Genomic DNA, 11,931 nt, shown 5'->3' on the forward strand with positions numbered 1-11,931 from the left:
AGTTTATTCGATCTTTTCATTGGTCTGATTAATCCGCCACATGCGACGCTGTCTTCGAGCCGCAGGTCTCGCTCGCGGTTAGAAGTTCGATGGAGATCCGAATGAACATGATCAAGCCAATCGGCATTGCCGCCCTTCTCGCGATGACAGCCTTAGGTGCCCAGGCCCAGGAGGTGGGAACCATCCGTATCGCGGAAGCCGATACGTTTTCTGGCGAGGACCTGATTCAGCTTATCGCCTACGAACGCGCGAAAGAGCGGGGAGTGGAGATCGAACTCTCTTCGCTGCGGGCAGACGATATCGTCTTCCAGGCGGTCCTGAACGGTCAGGTCGACATGGGCGTGGGTGACTCCTACGAGCCAATCGTCAACCTCGATGCGCCGGTCCGCAACATCTACCAAATCCGCAAGCTTGCCTACATTCCGGTGGCAGATAAGACGCTTTATCCCGACTGGGAAGCGCTTGATGGCGAAGCGTTCGTGGTTCATGCGCGCGGCTCTGGGACCGAGACGCTCGCGGAGATCGTTGCCACCGCCAAGGGGATCGAGTTCAGTGAAATCTCCTACGTGCCGGGGTCCGAGGTTCGCGTCGTTGCCATGCAGCAGGGCAACATCAAGGCGACGTTTCTCGACATGGTGTCCTCCAAGGTGCTGATCGATAGCGATCCGGAGCGCTTCGGGCGCCTGCCGATGGACGGCGTCGATGCCTCCGACTCCACGCTTTACGTCAACGCGGATTTTCTCGCCGAGAACGGGGAGGCGGTCCAGATCTTGCTTGAGGAGCTCCTCAAGTCGGCCAAGGCGACGGTCGCCGATCCGTCCTGGCCCGCCGCCCAGCGTGAAGAATTCGGGCTGCTTCCCGATCTGAGTGACGAGGAGGTCGCAGACATCACTCCCTATTTCGAGGCTGCGGTTGCTGCCGGCATCTTCCCGACCGACGGCGGCGGTGAGGCCGCTGCCACCTCCGACGTCCTGTTCCTGGCGCAGGCCGGAAAACTCGACCCTGCCATGGCGGAGAAACTCGAAAAGGTCTGGGACTTCGGACCGCTCGATGCCGCGCTGAAGGTAGCTGACGGCGACCAGTAGAACGCGCCATGCAGAAGGGGTGCCCCCTGTTTGCGGGCACCCTATGATTTTCGCCCAAGGGGCAAACGAAACCTGATGTCCGCCGAGACTCTTTCCCACGATCCGTCCGCGTCCTCCGAACCCGGTATGGGGCTGAAGGATCGGGTTGGTGACCTTCCGCCGATCGTCTGGAAGCTGCTTTCCTTCGCTCTCTTCTTCGGCCTTTGGGAATTGGCCGGCAGGATACCCATCAGCCTTGCGTTTCCGCCCTTCGGCGACGTCGTTGTCGCGCTCTTCGGGCTTATCTCCAGCGGAGAGCTTATCGCAGCCTACGGGCGCACCCTGCCACCACTCCTAATCGGGCTCTCTATTACTTCAGTCTTCGGCGTGGGCTTCGGGGTCGCCATGGGCCTGTCGCGGACGTCTGAATGGGCCCTGTTCCCGCCGATGATCATCCTGCAGACGGCGCCGATGGCGGCGATCATCCCGCTGATCACCTATGCCTACGGCATCGGGTTGACCGCGAAGGTGATCGCGGTGGTGATCCTCAGTCTCCCAATGGTGACGCTGAATTCCTACAACGGCATCCGCTACACGAGCGACTCGCTGCTGGAGATGACCCGGTCGTTCATGGGCACGCGGCGTCAGCAGGTGGTCAAGATCATGTTGCCGCATGCCAGTGGCATGATCTTCGCCGGTCTTAGGCTCGGCATTTCCGGTGGCTTCATTGGTATTGTTCTGGCCGAACTCCTGATCACGCCGACCGGTATCGGCGACATCATCAGCTACTACCGATCGGTAGCCCGATACGCGGAAATGTTCGCTGCGATCTTCTCGATCATCGCGCTCGCCACCCTGGTTCTCACCGGGCTTCAGGTCGTGGAACGACGCATCTTCAAGGCCCTCGGACAGGGAAGCCTCCGATGACATCCGTGACTGCCATCCGCATGGCGGAGCCTGTTGAAGTCGCCGACATCATCGTGAAGGCGGTCGATATTTCGAAACGCTACGGCGACGGGACGCAAGCCCTGTCGGACGTCACGATCGAGTTCCGTCGTGGTGAGCTAACGACGCTTTTGGGCCCTTCGGGATGTGGCAAGACCACGCTCTTGAAAATCATCGCTGGCCTGCTTCCGGCGTCCGGCGGCGAAGTCCGAGTAGACAATCGAACCGTCTACGGCCCCGGGCCGGAGCGCGCGTTCGTTTTCCAGGACTTCGCGCTGATGCCGTGGGCAAGCGTGCTGCGCAACGTCGCATTCGGCCTGGAACTTCGCGGAACGCCAAAGGCGGAGCGCGAAGATATTGCGCGGCGCTACATCAAGAGCGTCGGCCTTGCCGGTGCGGAGCACAAGTTTCCCAGCGAGCTGTCCGGCGGCATGCGTCAGCGGGCCGGGCTCGCGCGGGCCCTGACCGTCAACGCCGACGTGCTGCTGATGGATGAACCTTTCTCCGCCATTGACGAGCAGATGCGCCGCAAGCTGCAGGAGGATCTGCTTGAACTGCTGCGAGAAGAGCAAAAGTCCGTCATCTTCGTAACCCACTCCATCGAGGAGGCGGTCTACCTCTCCGATCAGGTGGTGCTCCTGACCCGCAATCCCGGGCGCGTGGTCAAGTCGATCCGCCCCGGATTCGATCGGGGTGCCGGTCCGGAGGCGGTTCGCCGCGACCAGCGCTACCTCGATGCGGTGGACGATATCTGGTCGCAGCTCAAGCAGTATCTGAGCTGAACTATGTCGAGCCGTCTTCCCGTCTTCCTGTCGCTGCTCGCGTGGGCTCTTTTCTGGGAGTTGTCGACCCGGATTGCCGGTAGCACGATGTTTCCGCCGCTGAGCGCCATCATCATAACCATCGGTGATGTGGTGCAGCTCAAGTCGTTCCAGACGGCACTGGTCGTCACTGCGCGGGCCTTTGCCATCGGTCTCGGCCTGGCGCTGGTGGTCGGAATCCTGGTGGGCGCACTCATGGGGCGGTTCGACACCGCGGACCGCATCCTGAATGTCTGGGTGAACATCTTCATTTCGGCGCCGCTGACGGCGGTGGTGCCCGCGCTGATGCCGCTGCTCGGAATTGGCGAAACAACAGTCGTGGCGACGGTTTTCCTGTTCGCCGTGTGGGTGATCATCATCGATACAAGGGAGGGCATCAGGGGCGTCAGCCCTTCGCTGGTGGAAATGGCCCGCTCCAACGGCGCGACACGCTGGCAGATGTTTCGAAAGATCCTGCTTCCTTCAGCCATGCCGGAAGTGATGACCGGTGTCCGCCTGGGCGTGGTGCGGGGCGTGAAAGGGGTCATCATCGGCCAGATCATCATCGCACTGGTGGGCTTCGGCGCGCTGTTCGAGACTTACCTGCAGACCTTCCAGATGACCCGGTTCTGGGCGCTGGTGCTGGTCGTATTCTCGCTCGGCTTCGTGCTGGTTGAGATCGTCGGCCTGCTGGAGAGGCGGCTGACACTCCACGCAAAGTCACGCTGATCGCAGGCACATCGCCACCGGTTTAATGGAGCCCTGCCCGAATGGCCGGTTTCTCACTCTTTGTTCGCAACGGTCTTGCTCTTCTTGACGGGCAGTCGCCGCATACCCCCGTTCGCGCCGATATCCTCATCTCCGACGGCGTGATCACCGCCATCGGAGGTGAGGCAAAGACGATGGCGGACGCGAGGCCCGATATTGCCGTGCTCGATGCAGCCGGCAGGCTGGTCACGCCGGGCTTCATCAACGCGCACTACCACTCGCATGACACCCTGGCGAAGGGGCTCTTGGAGCAGAAGCCGCTGGAGACATGGCGGCTGCTGGCGTTGCCGCCGCAATATCCCAAGCGCAGCCGGGAGGAGATAAAAGCCCGCACGCTGCTTGGTGCGCTGGAGTGTCTGCGCTCCGGCATGACCACCGTGCAGGACATGGTGACACTCTATCCCTTTGACGAAGAGCATCTGGACGCCGTTCTGGAAGCCTACGACGAGATTGGTCTCAGGGCCGTGGTGGCTCTGCAGTACGCCGATATCAAGGGTATCGAGACGATCCCGTTCTGGAAGGAGGTGTTTCCGAAGGAACTGCATGGCCAATTGTCCACCGCGGCCGAACCCGACGCCAGGATCGATCAGCTCGCCTACTTCGAGGACACCTTCCTCAAAACGCCTAGCCGGTTCGAACGCATTTCCTGGGCACTTGGCCCGTCGGCGCCCGAGCGCTGTACGAGCAAGCTCGTCGAGCGGACGGTGCGCCTATCGGAAACTTACAACCTGCCGATTTTCACCCACATCTACGAGTCCAAGGGCATGGCCCTGCAGGCGCGGTTGGAATATCCCGAGCACGGAGGGTCGCTGATCCGACGCCTGCAGGCGGAGGGGCTGTTGGGTCCTCGGCTCAACCTTGCTCATTCCGTCTGGCTGCAGGATCAGGAAATTGCGCTTCTCGCAGAGACGGGCACCAATGTCGTCATCAATCCGCTGAGCAACATGAAGCTCAAGAGCGGAATTCCGCCCATCCTGGAACTCGAGCGGGCGGGTGTCTCACTCGCGCTCGGATGCGACAACTGCTCCTGCAGCGATGCGCAGAACATCTTCCAGGCCATGAAGCTCTTCGGGCTGATGGCTCATATCAGCGACGCCCACGACCAGACCCCGCAAGCGGAGGCAGCTTACGCGGCGGCAACCACCGGCGGTGCACATGCGGTCAATCGCGATGCTGATCTCGGCCGTATCCGGCCGGGCGCGCGCGGTGACTTGGTTCTCTTCGACCTGTCAGACCCGTCCTATGTCCCGCTCAACAGCGCCGTGCGTCAGATTGTCTACACGGAGGGTGGCCGTGGCGTGCACACGGTCGTGGTGGATGGCCGTGTGGTCATCGATGGTGGAAGGCTGGCTACGATGGACCAGGACCGACTTCTGGAGCAGATCATGGCCGTGGTTCCACAATTTCGCTCGGATTACGAAGCGATCGAACGCCGGGTGGAGAAGCTGCGACCCTACCTGGACGAGGCGCATCGGCGCATTTGGGCTGCCAATGTTGGCGGAAACCGCCTCTTCACCGGGCACTAGAGAATGAAGCCGGCGCTTTTTGACTATGTCCGCCCGGACAGTCTCCAAGAAGCGTTGGAGGTCTTGGCGCGATATGGTGGCGAAGCGGAGGTAATCGCCGGCGGGCAGAGCCTGATGCCGCTCCTTGCCAGTCGGGTCCGTACGCCCCGGGTCCTCATTGATATTGCGCGGATTGGGGCACAGTATGCGACAATCCACGACGAAGAAGGTCATCTCTCGATCGGTGCGCTCGCCCGCCACGCCGATGTTATCGTGGACCGGTCCGTGGTGAGCGCGCTGCCGATGCTGACGCATGCCGGCAGGTCGATTGGCAATCGGGCAATTCGCAATCGCGGCACGTTTGGCGGCTCTCTCGCCTTTGCCGATCCCGTCGCGGAATGGCCGCTCTGCCTCGTGGCGCTTGGTGGCACTGTGGAACTCGCCTCCACCTCGCGGTTGCGGCGGGTGGCTGCAGAGGATTTCTTGCACGGAGCCTTCCAGACGGACTGCAGGCCAGACGAACTGATCATTCGGGCGGTGTCTCCGCTTCCTCGCTTCGCGCATTTCGACGAGATCTCCGCACGGCCCACTGCTCCGGCGCTGGCCAGCGTGGCGGTTGCGTCAGCAGGGCAAGGACAGTTCAGGGTCGCCCTAGGAGCCGTTGCTGATCGACCGATCCTTCTAGAGCATGCGGCTCTCGCCGCGTTCATGCCCAACCCCGACTGGCGGGCCGTTCGATCGCTTCTGGAGGACGAAGTCGGTGACCGGTTGCCGACCTCGGAACGCTCCTATCGGCTTCACCTCGCCCTGGCCTTGCTCAGGCGTGCAGCCCGTGCCTACGAGGAATTCACCAGCCATGTCCGACGCTGAACCCGTCCGCACGATCACCTGTACCGTCAACGGCGGGCTTCGAACGGCGACGGTTCCGGTTCGTACGAGCCTTGCTGACTTCCTGCGCGAGACGCTTGGGCTCACAGGGACTCATCTCGGCTGTGAGGAAGGGCAGTGCGGCGCCTGCACGGTCCTATCGGACGGAAGGACGGTGCGCGCCTGCCTCCTGCTGGCGGTTCAGGCGGACGGGACGGTCATAGAGACGATAGAGGGAGCGAATACGAGCGGCCGGTTGGCGGACCTGCAGGAGGCGTTTCACGTCCGTGGCGCCCTTCAGTGCGGATTCTGTACGTCGGGGATCCTGCTGACTGCGGACGCGATGCTGAGCGAGGGCAATGCTCTGGAGCGGGCAGATATTCGGGCTGGGCTGACTGGCCACATTTGCCGGTGCACCGGGTACCAGGCGATTGTCGATGCCATTGCCGATATCGGCGCAGCGCGGAGCGCTGCCAGTGACTGACGAGCTATTGCCCGCCACGCTGGGTGATGCCGAGCCGGCGATCTGCACCAGGCGCCTCGCCTCGGGTCGGAGCCGGTATACGGCAGACGTTGCCAATCCCAAGGCGCTGCACGCGGCATTTCTCCGTTCGCCGCATGCGCATGCCCACATTCTGTCGATGGACACAGAACCGGCCCGCGCCATGACGGGGGTAGCCGCAGTGTGGACGGGCAAGGAGCTTTTGGCGCGGGTGAACGGTTACGCGGCACGCACCGCTGTTCACCCGGAGATGAAGGTTCCACTCCAGCATGCGCTCGCCGTCGAGACAGCACGATTTCACGGCGAACCGGTGGCAATTGTGGTCGCGGAAAGCCGTGCCCGAGCTGAGGACGCTGCTGCGGCCATCTCGGTCGAGTGGTCGCCTCAGCCGCCGTTGTGCGATCCCGGCTCCGCGGCGGATGAACCGCCACTTCATCCCGAACTCGACACAAACATCGCACTGCATCTGGAGCAGGCGAGCGAAGGGGCCGAGGCGATCCTCGCCGCTGCCGACCGCGTGATTGAGAGACGTTTCGCGTTTAACCGTCACACCGGTGTGCCGCTGGAGGCTCGATCGATCGTCGCCGATTTCGAGCCCTGCGAAGGTCGGCTCGAGATCGTGATGAGCCACCAGTGTCCTCACCAGATGCAAGTGGAATTCGCGCGCCTTCTCGGTCTTGCGCAGCACAGGGTGCGTATTGTTACGCCGGACGTTGGTGGCGCTTTCGGCGTGAAGCAGCAGCTCTATGGCGAGGACGTGGCCGTCTGCGCGGCGGCGGTTCTGCTCGGCTGCCCCGTTCGCTTTGTTGCGGACCGGGCGGAGGCGATGCTGACGGACATACAGGCACGCGAGCATCTGGTAACGGCCCGGCTAGCCCTGGATGCGGATGGCCGCATGCTTGGCTTCTCGATTGAAGATACCCACGCGATAGGTCCTTATCTCCAGTATCCGCGCTCCAATCTCGGCGAAAGCCGGGCTCTTCTGAGCCTTGTTGGTGCTCCATACGTCCTCGATTGCTTTTTCGGCACGGCGGACATCGTTTTCCAGACCAAGGCGATGGCCGGACATTATCGGGGTGTCGGCCATCCGTTGGCTTGTACCGTAACCGAGGCGCTCGTGGACGAGGCCACGCGGGTCTCTGGCCATGACCGGATTGCGTTTCGAAAGGCGCAGCTGGTGCGGAAGTTGCCCCATCGGTCCCCGACCGGAGTTCTGTTCGAGCGTCTCGCCTTCGCGGAGTGTTTCGAGGCGCTCGAGAAGGCCGTCGACCTTCACGTTTTGGAGGCTGAGGTGGCCAAAGACCGCGCCCGGGGACGCATTGCCGGATGGGGCGTTGCTGCTTTCATCGAGCAGACCGCCCGAGGCCCGGGCTTCTATGGGCACGGCGGCCAGTCGGTGTCCAGTCGGGATGGCGCCGTGGTGCGACTGGAGCCGTCTGGCACGATCCGCTGCCTGTCAAGTGTCACGGAACAGGGGCAGGGCACCGAAACAGGCGTGCGGCAGCTGGTGGCGCGCGCATTGGGAGTGTGCAGCGACGCGATCGAGATAATTACCGGGGACACTGCTGTGACACCGCACGGCGGCGGCACTTGGGGTTCGCGTGGCATGGCGATTGGTGGACAGGCTGCCTGGGACGCCGCGCAGTCCCTGCGTTGCGAAATCCTACGCTTGGCCGCCTGCCTGTCGCAGCGCTCGCCGGAAGCGCTCGACCTGCTGCAGGGAGCCATCGTCGAACGGGAGACGGGCCTCACGATCATCAGTCTGTCGGAGCTGGCGGCCATGGCGCATTTTCAGCCTTATCGGTTCGGCGCCGACCGGCAGCCGCAGCTCTCCGCCTCCGCAGAATACGGTCCCCTCGACCAGCCATTCCGCGCCGGGACGGGTATCCAGCTTTCCAGGATCGAGATCGATCCAGTAACGGGCGCGGTTCATCCGCTACGCCATCTTGTCGTGCACGAGGCCGGGCGTGTCGTGAACCCGCTGATGGTCGACGGTCAGATCCGGGGGGGCGTTGCACAAGGCCTTGGAGCAGCCCTCTTCGAGCATTGCGCCTATGCCGAGGACGGGCGAGCGGAAGCGACCTCCCTGGCGCGCTACCAGGTTCCCATGGCGGTGGACCTGCCTGACATCGAACTCGTGCACGCCGGTCATCCCACTTTCACAGATGACGGGCTGGGCATCGTCGGTGTCGGCGAGGCCGGTACGGTCGGCGCTGGCGCTGCCCTGCTGAACGCCGTGAACGACGCCCTTGCCGGAACAGGCGCAGCGGCGGTCTTCACCCTGCCCTTGACGCCTCCGCGCATCCTCGCCGCACTCGGCGCGATCTAAGGCAGTCGAGGCAGGCCGGCCTCCGCGGCAAGAGCGTTGAGGCGGTCGAACGTCCAGCGTGCCAGCAGAATGCCCTCGACCTTGCGGCGTTCGAGTTCGCGGCGGCTGCGCTCGCCGGCAAAGCTGATACCGGTCGCCTCGGGAGCAAGGGGAACCGACTTCATCGTTTCGATCATCCGCTCCATCGTCGACTCGAATTCGTCGCGCGGCCGAAATGCAGCGATGTCGATGGCAAGCATCGTGAAGCTGGTGTTCATGGGCCCATCGTATGGGCGGAACCCGGTGGACGAGCCGGCAAATAGCTCTCCGGCGGCGAGTACACTGGAGAAGATTTCGTGGACGGCTGCCAGGTTGAAAGCCTTGTAGCCACCGAACGGCTGCAAGGAGAGCGTCTCCAGAGCAATCGCCGGATCGCGGGTCTCGCGGCCTTCCCGGTCGAGGGCCCATCCCGGAGGGATCTGTTCACCGCGCTCGTTGGCCTTGACGATACGCTCCACGGCCGCAGCCGTGCAGGCCATGTCGAGTGCAAACGCTCCGTAGCGGCCTGCTGGAGCGGCATAGGCGACGGGATTGTTGCCCAGTACTGGTGTCCGTCCTCCGGGCGGCGCCATCAGCTTGCGCGAGGTGTTGGTGAAGGTGGCACCGACCATGCCGGCTTCCGCCGCCATCAGCGGATAGTATTTGGCGGACGTTAGCGAGTTGCCATTGCGGACAGCGACGATGCCCACACCCGTCTCGCGCGCCTTGGCGATTGCGGTTTCCATGGCACGCGCCGCCGTCACCTGGCCGAGGCTGCGATTGGCGTCCCAATGCGCAACGGAGGGCCGTTCCGATAGGACGGTGATGGTTGTTTCCGCGCGATCACCCCCGGCGCGGACGCGTTCCACCACCTGGCAGAGGAGGCGCAGACCGTGGCTTTCCTCCCCCATCAGTTCAGCCTGGAGGAAAACGTCGACGGTCTGTTGCGCGTCTGGCTCGGACACTCTTGCATGTGTGAGGAGCGACACGCAGTGGGATCGCAGCGTTGCCTCGTCGAGGCCGACGGTCTCGTCCGTTGACACTGTCATTCGGGGGTCCAGTCTGACGCGGGCCTGGAGAGCATTCGGATCAGGGCGGCAAGGGCAGCCTCGAAATCTGCCATGGCCATCGCCTCGTCCGGATTGTGGCTGCCGTTAGTGTTACGAATGAATATCATGACGCTGGGAACTCCGGCATTGGCGAAGGTTGCTGCATCGTGACCGGCGCCGCTTGCCATCGTATGCACTGGCAGGTTCAGGCTGCGGCAGGCATCATTCACCATGCTCACGAGGTGCGGGGCCATCGTGGCCGGCCGGCTACCGCTCCGGGGACCGAACTCGAACTGAGTTCCGGTCTCGGTGGAAATGGCCACGGCCATCGACTGGAGTTCGTCCTCCACGCGCGCGAGTGTTGCCTCGTCCCGGCTTCGCACGTCCAGACACAGTCGCACTTCTCCCGCGACCTTGGAGAAGGAATGACTGCCGGGATCCGTGCCCACCTGACCAAATGTCACAGTCAAGTCGGCACCCTCTGCCTCCAGTCGCTCCCAGAGCGCCTGCAGGGCTACGATCAGACGGGCCGAAGCAACGGCTGCGTCCCGTCTGAGATGGCGCGGCATCGCTCCGGAGTGGGCATACTCGCCACGGCAAACCATGTCGCGGTAACGGAAACTGCCACGGATCGCGGAAACAGCAGCCATTGGTAGGCCGGCATCGACGAGCGCGGGAGCCTGTTCGATATGCGGCTCGATATAGGCGAGGAGCTCTTCCTGGCAGAGCCAGGTGGCGCCGGCTCGCACCCCTTCCGCATCGAAGCCCAGCGCGTCGATGTGTGCGGCAAGCGTGTCTCCGCTATCGGACCGGCAAACGCTGTCGACGATGCCTTCTTCCAGGCATCCGAGCGCCGTTTTGGATCCGATGTAGGAATGGGGAAACCAACAGCTCTCTTCCGCCCTGAGACAGGCAACCGTGACGTCGAATGCGGGTGACCGGTCGGCGGCCGCGAGCGCGGACTGAGCCGCTACTCCCATAATCACACCCGCTGCACCGTCGAAGTTGCCGCCGTGGGGCACGCTGTCGAGATGGCTGCCGACCACGATCCGACGTGATCGGTCCTGCCCCGGCAGCGTCAAATACTGGTTTCCTGCTGCATCGACCGTGCGCTCGGCGCCGAAGGCGGAAGCCGCCTCTGCGACGAGTGCGAACGCGGCCTGTTCGCCATCTCCGTAGGCGATCCTTGTGACGCCCGGGTCGTCACGTGTCCGCGCCAGGAGGGCATCGAACAGGCGCCCGGCCAGGGCCTTGGCGCTCTCGAGGTCGATGGAGGGCATGAGAGGGTCAGCGTCCGGCCACTTCATGGAGCTTTGGCACCGCTGCACGGGCGGTGTTGAATACCATTGCGGCGTCATTCTGATACGGGATCCAGGTACAGCCCTTCGAGATCCAGTCTCCAGCCATTTCGGGCGACTGCGCTGACAGGCCGTAAGGCACTCCGTGCTTTTTGCAGAGAGCAAAGACCTCGTCGTAGGCTTCGTGCAGCACCTTTGCCTGGAGGTCTCCGGGTACGCCGAGATCCTGACTGAGATCGTCCGGGCCGATCATGACCGCGTCGAGGCCCTCGACTTTCAGGATTTCGTCGAGATTGTCGATGCTCTTGCGGGTCTCCACCATCGCGACGGTCAGCGTCTCGCGGTTCAGATGGGCGATCACCTCGTTCGGCGGCGCGACGAAGTAGTCCGTGTGCGGACCCTTCAGGTTCATGGGGCGGTTGCCCATCGGATGATACTTGGTCTGGCCGATGATCTTCTCCAGCTGGCTGGCGTCGTCGATGGACGGGAGGAGAAGACCTTGGGCGCCGGCATCCAGGGGGCGGGTGAGGTCGTGCGGCTTGAGGGTGCCGGCCGGCCGCACGATGGGGGTCAGTCCGCATTCGCGCGCGTACATGGCCAGGGTGCCGACGGTCTGTTCAGAGAAGTCCGTGTGCTCCATTTCGATAAGCACGAAGTCGAAACCGGACACTGCCAAGATCTTTACGACACGCGGATGCGGGCACAATGTGATCCAGGTTCCGAATGCCGGCTTGCCCTCGGCCCATAGCTTCTTGACGGGGTTGGACTTGATCATCTCGTTTCCTT

11 protein-coding genes are annotated in these 11,931 nt (G+C 63.2%); 8 read left to right on the plus strand and 3 right to left on the minus strand.

Going from position 1 to position 11,931, the window contains the following annotated elements; genetic code table 11:
• Positions 1 to 101: 101 nt before the first annotated feature.
• The 8 genes from C507_RS0108690 to C507_RS0108725 all read left to right on the plus strand — a co-directional run bounded on the left by C507_RS0108690 (position 102) and on the right by C507_RS0108725 (position 8,780).
• Positions 102 to 1,085: an ABC transporter substrate-binding protein gene (locus C507_RS0108690; protein WP_018699294.1), complete on the plus strand. Its 984-nt coding sequence runs from the start codon at positions 102 to 104 to the stop codon at positions 1,083 to 1,085.
• A 75-nt stretch (positions 1,086 to 1,160) separates the two neighbouring features.
• Complete coding sequence (locus tag C507_RS0108695; RefSeq protein WP_018699295.1) at positions 1,161 to 1,991, plus strand: ABC transporter permease; 831 nt, start codon at positions 1,161 to 1,163, stop codon at positions 1,989 to 1,991.
• Positions 1,988 to 2,791, plus strand: coding sequence for an ABC transporter ATP-binding protein (locus C507_RS0108700; RefSeq protein WP_018699296.1), 804 nt, complete (start codon positions 1,988 to 1,990; stop codon positions 2,789 to 2,791). The genes C507_RS0108695 and C507_RS0108700 overlap by 4 nt, the downstream gene beginning before the upstream one ends.
• A 3-nt stretch (positions 2,792 to 2,794) precedes the next feature.
• Positions 2,795 to 3,538: an ABC transporter permease gene (locus tag C507_RS0108705; protein WP_018699297.1), complete on the plus strand. Its 744-nt coding sequence runs from the start codon at positions 2,795 to 2,797 to the stop codon at positions 3,536 to 3,538.
• Between the two features lie 41 nt (positions 3,539 to 3,579).
• Positions 3,580 to 5,103: an amidohydrolase family protein gene (locus C507_RS0108710; RefSeq protein WP_018699298.1), complete on the plus strand. Its 1,524-nt coding sequence runs from the start codon at positions 3,580 to 3,582 to the stop codon at positions 5,101 to 5,103.
• 3 nt (positions 5,104 to 5,106) lie between these two features.
• On the plus strand, positions 5,107 to 5,952 hold the full coding sequence (locus C507_RS20820) for an FAD binding domain-containing protein (protein WP_018699299.1): 846 nt from the start codon (positions 5,107 to 5,109) through the stop codon (positions 5,950 to 5,952).
• Positions 5,939 to 6,433, plus strand: coding sequence for a (2Fe-2S)-binding protein (locus C507_RS0108720; RefSeq protein WP_018699300.1), 495 nt, complete (start codon positions 5,939 to 5,941; stop codon positions 6,431 to 6,433). The genes C507_RS20820 and C507_RS0108720 overlap by 14 nt, the downstream gene beginning before the upstream one ends.
• On the plus strand, positions 6,426 to 8,780 hold the full coding sequence (locus tag C507_RS0108725) for a xanthine dehydrogenase family protein molybdopterin-binding subunit (protein ID WP_018699301.1): 2,355 nt from the start codon (positions 6,426 to 6,428) through the stop codon (positions 8,778 to 8,780). The genes C507_RS0108720 and C507_RS0108725 overlap by 8 nt, the downstream gene beginning before the upstream one ends.
• On the opposite strand, the gene C507_RS20825 is transcribed toward C507_RS0108725, so the two are convergent.
• From C507_RS20825 to C507_RS0108740, 3 genes are read right to left on the minus strand one after another with little or no spacing between them, the layout of a single operon-like run.
• Positions 8,777 to 9,847 (minus strand): Ldh family oxidoreductase, encoded by a 1,071-nt coding sequence (locus C507_RS20825; protein ID WP_018699302.1) that lies wholly within the window; start codon positions 9,845 to 9,847, stop codon positions 8,777 to 8,779. The genes C507_RS0108725 and C507_RS20825 overlap by 4 nt on opposite strands.
• On the minus strand, positions 9,844 to 11,127 hold the full coding sequence (locus tag C507_RS0108735) for a hydantoinase/carbamoylase family amidase (RefSeq protein WP_018699303.1): 1,284 nt from the start codon (positions 11,125 to 11,127) through the stop codon (positions 9,844 to 9,846). Before C507_RS0108735 ends, C507_RS20825 begins: the two co-directional genes overlap by 4 nt.
• A 7-nt stretch (positions 11,128 to 11,134) precedes the next feature.
• A complete protein-coding gene (locus C507_RS0108740) occupies positions 11,135 to 11,920 on the minus strand; it encodes an HpcH/HpaI aldolase family protein (protein ID WP_018699304.1) in 786 nt (261 codons plus the stop codon).
• Positions 11,921 to 11,931 lie beyond the last annotated feature (11 nt).

The organism is Amorphus coralli DSM 19760 (genome assembly GCF_000374525.1).
Taxonomy (GTDB): Bacteria; Pseudomonadota; Alphaproteobacteria; order Rhizobiales; family Amorphaceae; genus Amorphus; species Amorphus coralli.